Genomic DNA, 15,129 nt, shown 5'->3' on the forward strand with positions numbered 1-15,129 from the left:
ATGAAAACCGGATTGTTTTGTTATTATTCAGCTCTGCTTGTTTTCCAAGCTTCTTTAGCTGATTCGATGACTTCGTCCCAGCTTGCTTCGTCGCTCAAGTATTTTTGGATACTTGCGCCAAGTTCGTCTTCACCCCATCCAGTCGGATAGCCCATGAACACCCAACCGATTGTGTTGCCTGACTCAGACGCATCATAAATCGCTTTCGACATTGGATCGGAGATTTTTGAAGTATCGTAACCTTCATAGGCAGGAATGAATTTAAAGTCTTCCACTACCGCTGTTTTTCCAGCGTCTGAAGTATAAAGCCAATCCAAGAATTCTTTTGATTCTCTGATGACATCTTCGTCCGCTTGTTTGTTTACGCCCCAGTACATCGGTACGCCAACCGGTAAGCCTGCGTTATCCAGACCTTCTACAGGAATCGGCATCAGGCCGACACCGCTGTCTGCAAGTTCAGGGTCAATTCCAGCGATTGAGCCGTAAGCCCAGTTTCCTTGTTGGATGATCGCTACACGCTCAAGAGAGAACAGTTCTTCGACTTGTTGAGAATAATCAAGGCTCACAGTCGGCTGTTTCGAATATTCGTTTTGTAGATCGACGATTTTCTTGTAACCTTCTGCGTATTTAAAGTCGACAGTTTTTGCGTCAAATGCCGCCAATACATTGTTGTCGAATTCAGGTGCCAAGAATGTATTTGATAAGTGAAGTCCTGTTACCCATGCTTCTTTTCCTGGGAAAGCAAAAACCGATTCAAGTCCCAATTCGTCTTTTTTCGAATCCAATGTTTTCACAGCTTCTTCAAGTGATGCGAAATCTGTGATCGACGCTGGATCAATTCCAGCTTCCTCAAACAGGCGTGTGTTGTAGATAAAGCCGTATCCTTCTTGGTTATAAGGAAGTCCAAGCACTTCAGATTCAACCGTTACACCGTCAAGTGTGCCTTCAAGTGCGGCTCCCGCTGCTTTTGTTTCAGCTAAGTCAGACAAATTGTCTTTCCAGTCCGCAACGTCCTGAGGTCCACCGATGTTGAAGATTGCCGGTTCGTTTCCGGATGCAAAGCGTGAACGAAGTGCCGCGCCATAATCTTCTCCGCCTCCGACAGTAGTGATTTCAACATTGACGTCCGGGTTCTCTTTTTCGTAAAGCGCCACTACGTCTTCAAACTGGTCTTTAAATTCCACTTTGAACTGGAAAATATCAACCGTTACCTGATCTTCGCTTCCTGAACCTGAAGCTTCTTCCCCGTCGCTGCTGCACCCTGCTAATACTGCTGCCGACAACATCAACGATGCCACTAACCCCTTGTTGAACTTAAAATCCTTCATCCCAAACTCCCCCTTTTGGTTTTTATGCAAGCGTTTGCACAAAGTCGTAAATAAAAAATGGAAACTCTCTGAAGCGTGTTTCCAATAATTAATTATTTGTATCATACCACCATGAAAACGTTTGCGCAATATGTAATTTTAAAATTATTTCATTTTTTTTTGCTTAATTTGCGTTTTAGCACGAGCAGAAAAAAGCAGCAACAGCTCTTAGACTGTCACTGCTTTTCTGTGGATCATTCATTTTCCAACACCAGCAATGCAGCACCTAAAATGCCTGCATCGTTTTCAAAACGCGCCACTTCCACTTGCAACGGATTCAATAACATCGGTTTGAGCTGCCGTTGGAAAGGCTCCATCCATAAGTCCGCTGCTTCGGAAACACCGCCACCGATGATGACCATTTCCATATCAAATGCTGCCTGCAGGCTGCTGATGACAAGGGCCAAGTCGCCTGTGAACTCTTCCACTACTTTTTTTGCTGCCGGATCTTTCTCCGCATTCTCAAACAGTTCAGGCGGCGTGATGTCCAGCCCCGCTTCGCGGATCCGGCGGCGCAATGCCGTGCCGGAAACGTACATTTCGCTGCAGCCCAGTCTTCCGCATGCACATTTCACGCCATTTGGATAAAGGATCATATGGCCAAGTTCAGCTGCTCCTCCATGAGGGCCGCCACTCAAAAGCTTTCCGTCCCACAATACGCCACCGCCAAGGCCGGTACCGAGCGTTAAGACGACCACACGATCCAGTCCTTGCGCCGCACCAAACTTCGCTTCCGCAAGTGCGACAACATTTGCATCGTTTTCCACTTCAACACGCTTTCCTGTTGCCTTCTCCAGCCATTCCTTAACCGGTGTATCGGTCCACCCCGGCAATGTTTCCGCGGCATAGATGACTTTGCCTTGCTTCGGATCGACAAAGCCATGTGTGCCGATGCCGATTGCATCGATTTCTGGCCTCGCCTCCAGCATGCGCAGGATATTCGCTTCCAGATACGGATACAGCGGAATCTCGGTTGGAATCTGTTCGTCGTATAAAATCTGTCCCTTGTCATCAATGACACCCATGCGGACTTTTGTTCCGCCAATGTCGACGCCTAATACGTTTGCCATAGTTTTTCCTCCATTTACGCTTTTATTTGTAGTAAACAACCGCTTCGTACGGTCTCAACAAAATATCCCCTTCACCGGCGTCAGCTGAGTAATTGCCGATCAGCACATGGCCTTCAGGGCGAGCTGCCGCTTTTGGCTGGTCCGAAAAATTGCAGTAAACCGTCAGCAATTCATCATTCCATGAACGCGTGTAGGCAAACAGTTCATCGTCTTCGCGGTACTGCAGTTCAAAATTGCCGTGCGTGATGATGTCCATGTCTTTGCGGAAACCGATCAGCTTTTTGTAATACTGATAAACCGACTCTGGATCTTTATGCTGCAGAGCATTGATTTTCGTGTAATTCGGGTTCACTTTCAGCCAAGGCGTCCCGGTTGTAAATCCGCCGTTCGGCTCAGCCGACCATTGCATCGGCGTCCTGGCGTTGTCGCGGCTTTTAACGTGGATCTTGTCCATGATGACAGCGTGCGGAATACCCGCCTCACTTTTTTCCGCGTACATATTCACTGTTTCGATGTCTTTGTAATCGGCAATCGAATCAAAGCGCACATTGGTCATCCCGAGTTCTTCGCCTTGGTAAATATAAGGCGTTCCTTGCATAAAATGAAGGCATGTAGCGAGCATCTTCGCCGATTCCACACGGTAGTCCGTGTCGTTGCCGAAACGGGAAACGATGCGTGGCTGGTCGTGGTTGTTCCAGTATAAACTGTTCCAGCCTTCATCATGGAGGCCATGCTGCCATTTTTCCAGATTCTCTTTCAAGTCCGTCAATTCCAGCGGCTTCAAATCCCATTTCTCGCCAGATGCCTGATCGAGCCCCATATGCTCAAACGTAAAAATCATATTGAGTTCGCGGTTTTCTGCAGCCGTGTAATCGCGCGCTTCTTTCGGCGTTGTGCCCGGCATTTCACCGACCGTAACAATATCGTATTGCGACAGCACCTGCTGGTTCATTTCTCTCAAATACGTATGGACATTCGGACCATTCATGAATTGATGGCTGCCGTCGCCGCCCGGTGCATCATGCATGACCGGCACTTTTGAAATCATGTTGATGACGTCCATGCGGAAACCGTCTACCCCTTTATCGAGCCACCAACGCATCATTTCGTAGACCGCCTTACGCAATTCCGGATTGTCCCAATTTAAATCCGGCTGCTTTTTGGAAAATAAATGCAGGTAATACTGGCCGCGCTCCTTCTCGAATTCCCATGTCGAGCCACTGAAGAATGAACGCCAATTCGTCGGCTCGTCGCGCCATATGTAAAAGTCGGGATGGTTTTTGAACCATTCGTGTTCGTCGGATGTGTGATTGACGACAAGATCCATAACGAGCTTCATGCCGCGATCATGAATCCCTTCCAGCAATTCATCAAAATCCGCCATGGTGCCGAATTCTTTCATGATCTGATAATAATCACGGATGTCATAGCCATTGTCATCGTTCGGCGAATCATAGACCGGCGACAGCCAAAGAATGTCCACCCCAAGCTCATGCAAGTAATCAAGTTTTTGAATAATGCCTCTAATATCGCCGATACCGTCTCCATCCGAATCCATGAAACTTCTCGGATAAATTTGATACACCGTCGACTTTTTCCACCATTCTGCCATCAAAATCCCCTCTTCCTTTTAAAGTGAATATTATTCTAACATCATACATCAATTTGCAGAATTGCCAACTAAATGTTGGCAATTCATTGATTTTTATAAGCGTTTCGGTTGAAGATGGCCAACGCTTTTTATTGGGATGCTTTCTTAAGAGGCGTCTTTCACGGTAGGAGTGTTGATTGTTCATGTAGCACCCCCACTTGGGCATGTAGCGAGACAAATTATCCTTGTAGAAACCCGGTAACTTCCGGTAGAGAGTGGCAATCACCGTAGGAGTGTCGATTGTTCATGTAGCAGCCTCACTTGGGCATGTAGCGAGACAAATTATCCTTGTAGAAACCCGTAGATAGCAATAACTCAGTTAGATAACCTTGACTATTCCCGCTGAAATTTTTCCGATGGCGAATCTAGCATAAATCAAAAAACACTACCGGGCTTTCCCGGTAGTGTTAGGTTAACGATAGATTTTGCAACGTTTCACAGGCTATGTGATTAAGCTTCTGCTGCGGCATATAAATCTGAGACGATTACATCGTCTTCTACCAGAATATATGGATGCACTTCGAGCAGCATATTTTTAATATCTTTCGGCATTGATTTGTTTGCGTAGGCGCAAATCAGTGGAAATTCGTATTCTTTTACCGCAACATCGATGATCTTTTCAAAATCCTTCACCAAGTGGATCGGGTCTTCCATCGTCGCCCATTCTACATGCGCCCAAGATCTGAACGTGGCTTGTTTGGCCAGATAAGGTTCGATCGTTTTTTCAAAATACGCCTGAATCGCTGGCGGATGATAACTTCCGCTGGAATAATAAAAGTCATAACTTTTTACAAAATGGATGAATTCCATTTGCTGTTCAGAAAGTTGAAGCTTGAGTTCAGTTTGTATTTTGGGAGTCAAACGGGGATTTTCAATCAGAATGACATAATCTCCCGCTTCAACGCCGTGCTTGGCATAAGCCACGACTTGTTCGATATATTTTTCGGTTTCCTCATACGAATACAGGACGTGGACATCTCTGCATTCTTCAAATAATTGCAGCATATTTTTGTTCAATTTATCACCCCTTCATCATTTTCAACTTCAGGCAAAGTTTTACTGGGCTTATTATACAGAAAAAGAGAACACACGTCCTCTTATTTGTTTGCGGCTGGACTATAGCTGAATAAATACTACGGCAAAGCTAAAAAAATACCACCCATAGTTATGCGGATGGTGGATGGTTAAAAGTTCTTAATTCCAGCGATGATCTGCTTTAACGCATCGATGGATTTGAGTGGATCGGTTTCGCAATCCAATCGGTGATTGATGTCGGGCAGCAATGTCGACTCCAGGCTCGGATTCGTTTTCAGCAATTCGAAAGCTCCCGCCGAGTAGTAGCGATCCTTATCGCCGATATAGCATTGGGCAGGATTCCTGCTGTTTACCATGGTGTTCAGTACGTCTTCTTGATTCATTAACGGCGTTACCCAAACGGCTTTGGCTTCGTTAAATTCCGGACGCTTCATTTCGGCAGCCATCGCAATGGTGCCGAGGGATTTGCCGATCAAGTAGAATTCCTGATAGTTTCTTCCTTTGAGCACTTCACTGATTACCAAACGCACGTCCTGAACAATCGCTTCATTTAATTCTTTCATGGTGAACTCATCGTATGCTTTGTCTGTATATTGATAATTGACCCGCAAGACGTCATAGTTTTGATTCAAGAAAATCTCTTCTGCAAAATGAAACATTGGACTTTTTGCGGTGTATCCCGCACCCGGCAAAAAGATCGCCAATTTCTTTGTATAATCCTCTGTCAGCACCACTGTGTAAGGAACCTCGATTCCTTTGTAGCCAATGACTTTGTTGTTAATTGCTTTCATAACTCCCACTCCTATCTCTCTCTATTATAAAGAATATTCCATAAGTTTACTAAATGTTTCCTGAATTAGCTATGATACAATCAAATTATCATAATTATTGCTGGGAGGTTGACGAATGAAAACGGAAAAAGAAAAGATGCTGGCTGGTGAAATGTATGATCCGCAGGATTCCGAGCTGCGCCAAAAACGCATGAATGCCCGCCGCCTTAGCCGCTTGTTCAATGTAACAACCGAAATGGATGGCCAGGACCGGACCATTCTGCTGAAAAAACTCTTTGGTTCAACCGGCGAATTGATCCATGTTGAACCGAATCTCCGCTGCGATTATGGTTTTAACATCCACGTCGGCAATAACTTCTACGCCAATTTCGATTGTGTGTTTCTGGATGTCTGCGAAATCAGGATCGGCGACAATTGCATGATTGCGCCGGGTGTCCACATTTACACAGCGACTCATCCGCTCGATCCGGTTGCCCGCAATTCCGGCAAAGAATTCGGCAAACCCGTCACCATCGGCCACAATGTCTGGATCGGCGGCCGTGCTGTCATCAATCCCGGCATCAACATCGGCGACAACGCCGTCATCGCTTCGGGTGCCGTGGTCACCAAAGATGTACCCGCCAGCTCTATCGTCGGCGGCAATCCCGCAAAACCAATCGGCCATATTGAAGAATAAGAGGCGATGCGCATCGGCGCGTTGCCTTTTTGATTAAAATTTATCGATGTCTGCAATAATGTCCTGCAGCATGCCAATCGAATCCACCGGTCTGTCCCCGTACTCCAAACTATGGTTCAACCCGGGGTACAATTTTGATGCCAGGTTTGGATTGGCTTCAAGCTTGCGGTAATTTTCTTCAGAATAATAACGATCCTGATCACCAATAAAACATAAAGCGCGGTGGGGGCTGTCAATCATCGCATCCAAAACTCCCGGCTGGTCGATCAACGGCGTCAGCCAAATCAGTTTGGCCTGTTCAAACCGCCTCTTCTTCACTTCCAGACTCATTGCTATGGTCCCGAGCGATTTGCCTACTATGTAATATTCATCGCATTGCGCATCTAAAAAGAACTTATCCAAAACAGCAGCTGCATCCACTTTCACTGCTTGGTCCAATTCTTCATTGGTAAAATCATCGTACTCTTTGTCTACATAACGATAGTCCACACACAGCACATCATAAACTCTGTTTAGATAGACTTCCTCTGTAAAATGAAACAACGGCGACGTGGTCTTGTATCCTGCTCCCGGAAAAAAATCGCCAAGGTTTTTGCCTTTCCAGAATTTCGAATAAAATTATAAGGGACTGTTATCCCTCTATACCCCAGAACGTCTCCTCTAATCAGCTTCACTTCTCCCACCTCTTTCCATCATTATACAAAATATCCCATGAAGTGTATAAGTTTTTATGAGAGTTTTGCATATTTATCCGTTTTCTTGAGATATTCCCTAAAAGCTTGTTGCTGCGTTCAACCATCTAGTTTGGAGTAAGCTCCTACCGCTTTTAGCAAAACGCAGTTCGCGCAGCCGAACTGCGTTTTTCGGCATTCTAGGTTTTGGATTGTTGGAGTTCCTGTAAAGATGAGAATATGTCAGGTAGAAACGCAAATAGTTCAGGTAGCCGCGAAGGCTTCAGGTAGAAAAGCGATTTGTTCAAGTAAAGATCCTCACTCTTCATGTAGAAACGTAAATAGTTCAGGTAGCCGCAAAGACTTCAAGTAGAAACGCGATTTGTTCAGGTAAAGATCTCCACTCTTCATGTAGAATCGCAAATAGTTCAGGTAGCCGCGAAGACTTCAGGTAGAAAAGCGATTTGTTCAGGTAGAGATCCCCACTCTTCATGTAGAATCGCAAATAGTTCAGGTAGCACCACAAAAATCTCATGTAAAACCCAAAACCTCCACATAATGAAAGGATCCCGTAAGCGCCAATTGCCGCTTACGGGATCCCCTTTTCAAAAAACTACAATTCCACTTTCATGCCCGCTCCGCTTGCTTCTGCTTTGCTGTAAACGCCTTTGGCGACGGCTAAGTCGAAATAAGCGGCGCCGACGCATTTGAAGAAAGTGATTTCGGATTCTGCTTCACGTCCGGCAATGTCGCCGGCAACCAATTGCGCAAGTTCTGCATGCAGCTGGTCGAATGACCAGGCGCCGCTTGCCGCGCTGTGGATCAGTTCGCCCGCTTCGTCTTTGACGCCGGCAATGTCATCCGCCACGATTTTATTGGCGCGCAGGATGGTGGTTTCGTCCATTTCACGCATGCTAGGCAAGTAAGAGCCGACGCCGTTGATATGCGTTCCTGGCTTCAAGTCTTCCCCGTTAAACACAGGCTCGTTCGAACGTGTCGCGCAGCAGATGATGTCTGCCTGCTGAACTGCCGACGAGACAATGGTCTCAACGACATATGGAATTTCCACACCGAATGCCACAAGGCTTTCCCCGAAGCGCTCCGCTTTTGCCGGCGTCCGGTTGACCAGGATGATCTTTTCGATTGGCCGCACCGCCAGTACGCCAAGCACCTGCTCAAATGCCATCGCGCCTGTGCCGATGACAGTCAGCACACGGCTTTCTTTGCGTGCCAACAAATCGGTGGCGATGCCGCTGAGCGCCCCTGTCCGCAAGCGGGTTAAATAAGAAGCGGTCATCATCGCGACATGCTCGCCATTGTCGCCGTCGGATAATAAGATGACGCCTTGCGTAGTCGGCTTGCCCTGTGCCGGATTTTCCGGGAAGATGGTGACGATTTTGACGCCAGAGATTTTATTCGCCATATCGGCACTCGGCATGTACAACGCCGATGCCTGCCTTTCGGGAAAATCAAGAACTGTACGATGCGGGCTGTTGATCTGCCCCTCTTGCTTGGCCCGAAGCATGTCCGTAACGTCACGGATGGCGTCTTCCATGTGGTATTGCTGCTGAATCTGCTGTTCGTTGATGATAAGCACAGTAAATAGCCCCCTAAAAAAATAAGCCGCTTAGACGCGGCTTTCTTTTGTTACTAAAGTTGGTTCCGGTTGAGCCTGTCTGCCGCTCAAATCCTTCACTGCCCAAATGGACAGGAGTGAAATGACCGCCGTCAGGATGATGTAAAGCGCTACCGGCACATAGGAATTATCGAATGTCGCCAATAGGAATGTTGCGACGAGCGGCGCTGTTCCGCCTGCCAGGGCTGCACCGATCTGATAGCCTAATGTAACTCCAGTATAACGCACTTTGGCGTCGAAGATTTCTGAAAACATCGTGCCCAGCACTGCTGTAATCGGCGCCCAAATGATGCCAAGCCCGATAATCGTCGCGATGATCAATAAAGCTACAGACCCTTGCTGCAACAACCAGAAGTATGGGAAAGCGAATAACGCCATCGCCACAGATCCTGTAATGTACATCTTTTTGCGGCCGACACGGTCGGATAATGCACCCATGATTGGAATTAAAATCGTTGTGATGACTGTCGCAATCATAACCGCCGCCAGCGTCGCGGTTCTTGAAAATTCAAGATTCGTTGTTGCATACGATACGACAAAAGTTCCGAAAATGTAGAACGGTGCCGTTTCAACAACTTTTGCGCCGATGGCAATCAATACTTCGCGCCAGTGGTATTTCAAGGTTTCCACAATCGGCACTTTAGGAATCTCACCGGATGCCTGAACGGCTTTAAATTCCGGCGTTTCGTCGATGCCTTTACGGATCCATAGACCGAAGATCACAAGGAACGCACTCAGGATGAACGGCACGCGCCAGCCCCAGCTCATGAACGCCGCTTCCGGCAATAAAGTCATGATGTATAGCGCCAAAGTTCCCATAACCATCCCGATGGTGACGCCCATTTGCGGGATGCTGCCGAAAAATCCGCGTCTTTCAGGCGGTGCGTATTCTGTTGCCAGCAACAGTGCCCCTCCCCACTCGCCGCCAATGCCAAGTCCTTGAATCAAGCGAAGCGAAATCAACAGAATGGGTGCTGCAACCCCAATTGCCTGGTATGTCGGCAATAACCCCATAGCGAACGTGGCAAATCCCATTAAACTTAAGGTGATGACCAGCGTCTTTTTGCGGCCGATGCGGTCGCCGATATGGCTGAAGATGATGCCGCCGAATGGACGGATAAAGAATGATAAGGCAAAAGATGCATAAGCGAGCATCAGCCCGACCGTCGGATCTTCATTGACGAAAAACAATTGATTGAATACCAAAGCTGCCATCGTACCGTACAGGAAATAATCAAACCATTCAATCGAACTTCCTACCAGGCTTGCTGTCAATACTTTACGTGTTTGTTTTTTATCCATTCCATTTCCCCCTTGCGAATAAATTGAAGTGACACTTTAATTCTCCCTTTTCAACAGTTTAGTCAGTTAGCAATATTCTGTCAATATCTTGTCATAATTTTATTTCTCTACCATCTACGGTATGATGAAAACAGAACATTTAGCAAAGAGGGGTTTCTGCATGTCGGACGGAACAATTGGGATTACACTGAAAAGCCTTCGCAAGGAGCGCAAGATGACATTAAAAGAGCTGGCGGAACAAACGGATGTCTCCATCAGTTTCCTGTCGCAGGTTGAACGCGGCAAATCAAGCGTGACGCTGGAATCGCTGCGCAAAATAGCGGATGCCTTGAACGTGGACCCCAGCCTGTTTTTTACGAATGAAACCGAGGAAATCGATTGGGCCGAGCGCCTCGAACGGTTTTATTACAAAGATTTGTCACAAGGAGTAAAAGAAGCCAGCTTTATACCAATGCTGGTGACCTTGAAGCCGGGTGATTCGGAAGGCAATCCTTTTGCGCACAGCGGCTATGAGTTTTTATTTGTGGTGGATGGGGTGTTGACTGTGGAAGTCGAAGGCGAACGCACCGAGCTCGCCCAGCAGCAGTCGATCCTGTTCGATGCACGCCAAAAACATTATTGGTTCAACTTAACGGAACAAGATGTACGGTTTTTACTGGTATCATCCAAAACGAATTAAGGGGAGTCCGTCTATGCATCCAATCAAAGATCCGCAAGTAGATGAATTTATCGAAGCGTTGGAAAGCCCAACACAGGAAATCGTGGCGCAGCTCCGCACATTGGTGTTCGAAGCCTATCCCGAAATGGACGAAGGCTTTAAATGGGCTAAGCCGAGCTACGCCAAAGAAGGGCTGGTGTGCTATATGCAGACCGCCAAAAACCACGTCAACTTCGGTTTCTACCGGGGCGCCGAACTTCGCGACGAATCCAATCTACTGGAAGGCGACGGCAAAAAAATGCGTCATGTCCGGCTGAACCGGGCCGATGACATCCAGGCGGATGAGCTGAAGCTGCTAATCTGGGATGCAGTGGAATTGAATCGGAAATAACGAAAAGCGGAAGCGCCCATGTAGATTCGACGGGCATAAGACGCATTGGCGAAGCGGCGTTTCTTCAGCCGCATAGCCAAGGGGGCTTATGACCCTAGAATCTGGGTGCTGGACAATAAGAAAAGTGAAGGCAGCCGAATTGCTGCACATTGAAAAATAACCTTAAACACATAAAAAAAACGAGGCGCAATCCGCCTCGTTTTTCTATTTTATTGCTTCAAAAGTGATGATGGAATCTGCATTTTTCGGGTACTGGCCAAATTGATAGCCTGATGAGATGCTGATGTTGTTGAAACCGACTTTCTCCAGAATCGCTTTGAATTCCTCAACTCCGTACCAACGCATCGGGTAACGTTCAAGTTCTGTCTCGACAAGCCGTCCTTCACGCCAACGTTCGTATCGCCCTTGCGAGACGAAGTATTGCCGGATCCAGTCCACTTCGATTTTCTTGCTTTCCACTGTCAGCGTGTCGCCGTTCGCAGCTTGCCACGTCCGCGTCGACGTTTTCTCCAGTTCGATGTTTGAAGGCACATGCAAATCGACAATCAATCGCCCGCCTGCTTCCAAATGGTGATGGAAATTGTGCAACGCTTGCACCGATGCCTCGCGTTCATAAAGCAACAGGAAGGTCCCTGTCGGAATGACAATAGCTGCATACTTTGCATCAATCGAGAACGACTCCATTTTGGCATTGAACAATTTCGGCTCCAGCCCCCGCGCTTTACAATTAGCACGGCACGTATCCAGCATTTCCTCGGATAAATCAAAGCCGTCCACCTGGAAGCCTTTTTCCAGCATGGGCACGAGCATGCGGCCCGTTCCTGTCGCCGGCTCCAGAATGCGTCCGTTGCAGGAAGCGAGCCGCTCCAAATAATATTCGATGTCCCCGAACGAACTGCCGATCGGCTTATCGAGGTCATAGACTTCTGACGACAACCTGCTGTAATACCCTAACAACCCATCACCCCATCCGCTTTATGAAATCACAAATAAGTTAACAATGACTGCGATGATATTTGGTACAGCCAACAATACCCAATTTCTCATTTTCGTTACGCGCTGCTGCTTTTCGCGGCGTTTTTCTGAACTTGTTGTTCTTGTGGACTTATTTTTGCCGGTGCCCAATGCCAAGACGCCCCAAATTAATGCAACGCCTGCAACGATGCCGCTGATGATGTAGACCAGTGACCAATCGTTCATCAAATAGGCCATCAACACGCCGATCAAAGCGATGACTGTTCCAGTTAAAAAGTATTTCATGCTATTGCTCTCTCCTTTAGATGCTGTGGATGGTTAAAACTTCCCTGCACATCAATTTTATCAAATGTCACCCGATAGAGGTAGCTGTTAGCGAGGATTTTTGAATCCTGGCTGAATCGTTCAAGTTGTTAGATGACGATTCGAGGTTTCTACATGACGATTTCAGCCGGCTACATGAACTATTTAGATTCTTACAGGGATTCCAGCTTTCTACATGAACATTGAGCGTTGCTACATGCCTATATAGGGTTTCTACCTCACTAATTCAACCGGGTACATGAACTAGTCGACTCTCTACACGAATTCCACACCTCTACATGAACACTCCACGTTCCTACATGACTAGCTGGGGTTTCTACCTCACTAATTCAACCGGCTACCTGAACTAGTCGACTCTCTGCATGAACTCCATATCTCTACCTGAACATTTCGCGTTGCTACATGACTATATAGAGTTTCTACCTCACTAATTCAACCGGCTACCTGAACTAGTCGACTCTCTACATGAATTCCACACCTCTACATGAACATAGCGCGTTGCTACATGACTAGCTAGGGTTTCTACCTCACTATCCGCCCCTGCTACCTCAACTATCCAGCTCCCTACAACCCTCAAGAATTCCAACCCCGTTCAAGCCCTCAAAATGATGCAGTCCGCGCAGGCGGACTGCAATCAACCACTTAAAATCGCTGTTCTCTTGAAGCCAGCTGCTTTAACCTAAAGAATCGCAAAAGCCGCCCGCCGCAGCGAACAGCTTGCTTTGATTTCATAATTTGCGGTACCGCTTTAAAGCGATGATGTTCAGGAAGATGAAAACCGCCGCAAAAGTAGCGAGTGCCAGCAAATTGCTGGAAACATCCGCCAACTCTTCCCCTCTGTACATGATGGCTTTCAAGGCATCGGCCGCATAGTACAGCGGCATGATGCGGCTGATGTTCTGCAGCCAATCTGCCATGCCTTCGAGCGGGATGATGCCGGCGAAGAAGATTTGTGGAACGACGACAATCGGGATGAACTGGACCATTTGGAATTCGGAGGATGCGAAAGTCGACAGCAAAATGCCGAGCGACAAGGCCACCAACGCCAGCATAAGATTTATCACGATGACGTGCCACACTTGGCCGACCATGACCATCTCCAAAACCCGAATGGAATAAAACACCACAATGATGGTTTGGATGATAGCAAAAATCCCGAAACCGATCAAATAGGCGAAAACGATTTCCCAGCGCCGGATTGGCGTCGCCAGCAATCGCTCCAAGGTTCCGGACACGCGTTCTTTCAACAAACCGATTCCCGAAATCAAAAAGACGAAAAAGAAAACGAAAAAGCCCACAAGTATCGGTCCGAGAACATCAAAGAATTCCGTCTCCGCATCTCCATAAATGTATTCCGCTTCAATGCTCGCAGGGACTCCCGCTCCCCCTTGCATAGCGGCAGCTTGTGTCACCTGCATCAATAAAGCCCGTGATGTGCCTGGGTCATTGTTTTCCAATGTCACCTGAAAACCGCCATCGTTTATTTCCAGCAAGCCGTCCAATCCATCTTCGACGACGGTTTGATTATCGGCTTCACTATAGGGAACCACATCGATCGACGCATTTTCCAAAGCAATGGTGAGCAGCTCAGTGCCGCCGACAACGCCAAGCCGCGGGTTTTCATTATCGCCGTTGAAAAAGAAATACATCAGGGTCAGGACGATGAGCGGCGCAAAAAACAGTAGTGCCATTGTCCGCTTGTCGCGCAGCAGCTGCAGCATGATCCGTTTAATCAGTGCCAAAATTCTCATTGCGCACCCCTTCCTGCCTGCAGAAAGACGCCTTCCAAATCACCTGCTCCATATGCAGCCTTTAATTCGTCCGGCGTGCCAGTTGCCAGGATTCCGCCTTCACGAACCATGGCGATGCGATCGCATTTTTCCGCTTCATCCATAACATGCGTCGTTACAATGATGGTTTTTCCCTGCTGGCGTTTCAAAAGCATCAATTCGTTCCAGATCGACAATCGAAGTTCCGGATCGATGCCGACAGTCGGCTCGTCCAGAATCAAAATTTGCGGATCGTGGACCAAAGCAATAGCCAGCGACAATCGCCGCTTCATGCCTCCCGAATAAGCAGCTACTTTCTTGCCAAGTTCATCAGTCAACTGGACCAAATCCGCTGCATAGGCGAGGCGTTCTTTCAGCAATACCTGATTCATTTTGTAAAGTGAAGCGAAAAAGCGCAGGTTTTCCCTGCCCGTCAGTTCCGGATACAAAGCGTCGGATTGCGCCATGTAGCCGATGTCTTGAAGCAACGACAAATTGGGCACCTGTTTGCCGAGCACCTCTACCATACCGCCGCTCGGTGAATCGATGCCGACAATCATCTTCACCAAAGTGGTTTTCCCCGAACCCGATGGACCGATCAATCCGAAAATCTCGCCGCCTGCAACTTGCAGGTCGACTTCTTTGAGCACTGCCGTTTTCCCAAAGGTTTTGCTGAGTTTATTGATGGAGATGCTGGTGTCCATATGCATTCCCTCCAGTCAGAATAAAAACCTGTTGATACTTTGTATTCTACGCTCATTTTTAAAAAAGCAAAGCAGCGGGTTTGCTGCTTTGCTTTTGGGTAATAGGGTA

At 47.4% G+C, this 15,129-nt stretch carries 15 protein-coding genes; 3 read left to right on the forward strand and 12 right to left on the reverse strand.

What is annotated here, in order from left to right; translation table 11 throughout:
• Positions 1 to 23: 23 nt before the first annotated feature.
• The 5 genes from IRE19_RS15625 to IRE19_RS15645 all read right to left on the reverse strand — a co-directional run bounded on the left by IRE19_RS15625 (position 24) and on the right by IRE19_RS15645 (position 5,914).
• On the reverse strand, positions 24 to 1,328 hold the full coding sequence (locus IRE19_RS15625) for an ABC transporter substrate-binding protein (protein WP_191716361.1): 1,305 nt from the start codon (positions 1,326 to 1,328) through the stop codon (positions 24 to 26).
• A 233-nt stretch (positions 1,329 to 1,561) separates the two neighbouring features.
• Positions 1,562 to 2,437 carry an ROK family protein gene (locus IRE19_RS15630; RefSeq protein ID WP_203341105.1) on the reverse strand — a complete coding sequence of 292 codons (876 nt, stop codon included), beginning with the start codon at positions 2,435 to 2,437 and terminating at the stop codon, positions 1,562 to 1,564.
• 22 nt (positions 2,438 to 2,459) lie between these two features.
• On the reverse strand, positions 2,460 to 4,055 hold the full coding sequence (locus tag IRE19_RS15635; protein WP_349291293.1) for a glycoside hydrolase family 13 protein: 1,596 nt from the start codon (positions 4,053 to 4,055) through the stop codon (positions 2,460 to 2,462).
• Positions 4,056 to 4,538: 483 nt separating this feature from the next.
• Positions 4,539 to 5,105: an MEDS domain-containing protein gene (locus IRE19_RS15640; protein ID WP_203341107.1), complete on the reverse strand. Its 567-nt coding sequence runs from the start codon at positions 5,103 to 5,105 to the stop codon at positions 4,539 to 4,541.
• A 167-nt stretch (positions 5,106 to 5,272) separates the two neighbouring features.
• Positions 5,273 to 5,914 (reverse strand): alpha/beta family hydrolase, encoded by a 642-nt coding sequence (locus IRE19_RS15645; protein WP_203341108.1) that lies wholly within the window; start codon positions 5,912 to 5,914, stop codon positions 5,273 to 5,275.
• Between the two features lie 115 nt (positions 5,915 to 6,029).
• On the opposite strand from IRE19_RS15645, the gene IRE19_RS15650 reads away from it, so the two are divergent.
• Positions 6,030 to 6,590 carry a maltose acetyltransferase domain-containing protein gene (locus IRE19_RS15650; RefSeq protein ID WP_203341109.1) on the forward strand — a complete coding sequence of 187 codons (561 nt, stop codon included), beginning with the start codon at positions 6,030 to 6,032 and terminating at the stop codon, positions 6,588 to 6,590.
• A 33-nt stretch (positions 6,591 to 6,623) separates the two neighbouring features.
• Here IRE19_RS15650 and IRE19_RS15655 read toward each other — a convergent pair whose 3' ends face one another.
• From IRE19_RS15655 to IRE19_RS15665, 3 genes are all read right to left on the reverse strand, one after another.
• Complete coding sequence (locus IRE19_RS15655) at positions 6,624 to 7,079, reverse strand: alpha/beta hydrolase (protein WP_349291291.1); 456 nt, start codon at positions 7,077 to 7,079, stop codon at positions 6,624 to 6,626.
• Positions 7,080 to 7,874: 795 nt separating this feature from the next.
• Positions 7,875 to 8,858 carry an ornithine cyclodeaminase family protein gene (locus IRE19_RS15660; protein ID WP_203341110.1) on the reverse strand — a complete coding sequence of 328 codons (984 nt, stop codon included), beginning with the start codon at positions 8,856 to 8,858 and terminating at the stop codon, positions 7,875 to 7,877.
• A 30-nt stretch (positions 8,859 to 8,888) separates the two neighbouring features.
• On the reverse strand, positions 8,889 to 10,199 hold the full coding sequence (locus IRE19_RS15665) for an MFS transporter (RefSeq protein WP_203341111.1): 1,311 nt from the start codon (positions 10,197 to 10,199) through the stop codon (positions 8,889 to 8,891).
• Between the two features lie 160 nt (positions 10,200 to 10,359).
• Here IRE19_RS15665 and IRE19_RS15670 point away from each other — a divergent pair, with 160 nt between their 5' ends.
• Positions 10,360 to 10,878: a helix-turn-helix domain-containing protein gene (locus IRE19_RS15670; protein ID WP_203341112.1), complete on the forward strand. Its 519-nt coding sequence runs from the start codon at positions 10,360 to 10,362 to the stop codon at positions 10,876 to 10,878.
• Between the two features lie 13 nt (positions 10,879 to 10,891).
• On the forward strand, positions 10,892 to 11,248 hold the full coding sequence (locus IRE19_RS15675; RefSeq protein WP_203341113.1) for a DUF1801 domain-containing protein: 357 nt from the start codon (positions 10,892 to 10,894) through the stop codon (positions 11,246 to 11,248).
• A 204-nt stretch (positions 11,249 to 11,452) separates the two neighbouring features.
• Here the strand turns inward: IRE19_RS15675 and IRE19_RS15680 are convergent, their stop codons facing one another.
• The 4 genes from IRE19_RS15680 to IRE19_RS15695 all read right to left on the reverse strand — a co-directional run bounded on the left by IRE19_RS15680 (position 11,453) and on the right by IRE19_RS15695 (position 15,020).
• Complete coding sequence (locus tag IRE19_RS15680) at positions 11,453 to 12,205, reverse strand: class I SAM-dependent methyltransferase (protein ID WP_203341114.1); 753 nt, start codon at positions 12,203 to 12,205, stop codon at positions 11,453 to 11,455.
• Between the two features lie 18 nt (positions 12,206 to 12,223).
• Positions 12,224 to 12,508: a DUF5316 domain-containing protein gene (locus IRE19_RS15685; protein WP_203341115.1), complete on the reverse strand. Its 285-nt coding sequence runs from the start codon at positions 12,506 to 12,508 to the stop codon at positions 12,224 to 12,226.
• A gap of 767 nt (positions 12,509 to 13,275) precedes the next feature.
• Positions 13,276 to 14,298, reverse strand: a complete 1,023-nt coding sequence (locus IRE19_RS15690) for an ABC transporter permease (protein ID WP_203341116.1) — start codon at positions 14,296 to 14,298, stop codon at positions 13,276 to 13,278.
• Positions 14,295 to 15,020, reverse strand: a complete 726-nt coding sequence (locus tag IRE19_RS15695) for an ABC transporter ATP-binding protein (protein WP_203341117.1) — start codon at positions 15,018 to 15,020, stop codon at positions 14,295 to 14,297. Before IRE19_RS15695 ends, IRE19_RS15690 begins: the two co-directional genes overlap by 4 nt.
• Positions 15,021 to 15,129: the final 109 nt, after the last annotated feature.

The organism is Planococcus beijingensis, assembly GCF_016820615.1.
Classification (GTDB): Bacteria; Bacillota; Bacilli; order Bacillales_A; family Planococcaceae; genus Planococcus; species Planococcus notacanthi.

Bases quoted from the DNA above. Each gene is read 5' to 3' on its own strand.
- IRE19_RS15625 (WP_191716361.1), bottom strand. From the start codon at position 1,328: ATGAAGGATTTTAAGTTCAACAAGGGGTTAGTGGCATCGTTGATGTTG.
- IRE19_RS15630 (WP_203341105.1), bottom strand. From the start codon at position 2,437: ATGGCAAACGTATTAGGCGTCGACATTGGCGGAACAAAAGTCCGCATG.
- IRE19_RS15645 (WP_203341108.1), bottom strand. From the start codon at position 5,914: ATGAAAGCAATTAACAACAAAGTCATTGGCTACAAAGGAATCGAGGTT.
- IRE19_RS15650 (WP_203341109.1), top strand. From the start codon at position 6,030: ATGAAAACGGAAAAAGAAAAGATGCTGGCTGGTGAAATGTATGATCCG.
- IRE19_RS15665 (WP_203341111.1), bottom strand. From the start codon at position 10,199: ATGGATAAAAAACAAACACGTAAAGTATTGACAGCAAGCCTGGTAGGA.
- IRE19_RS15670 (WP_203341112.1), top strand. From the start codon at position 10,360: ATGTCGGACGGAACAATTGGGATTACACTGAAAAGCCTTCGCAAGGAG.
- IRE19_RS15675 (WP_203341113.1), top strand. From the start codon at position 10,892: ATGCATCCAATCAAAGATCCGCAAGTAGATGAATTTATCGAAGCGTTG.
- IRE19_RS15685 (WP_203341115.1), bottom strand. From the start codon at position 12,508: ATGAAATACTTTTTAACTGGAACAGTCATCGCTTTGATCGGCGTGTTG.
- IRE19_RS15690 (WP_203341116.1), bottom strand. From the start codon at position 14,298: ATGAGAATTTTGGCACTGATTAAACGGATCATGCTGCAGCTGCTGCGC.
- IRE19_RS15695 (WP_203341117.1), bottom strand. From the start codon at position 15,020: ATGGACACCAGCATCTCCATCAATAAACTCAGCAAAACCTTTGGGAAA.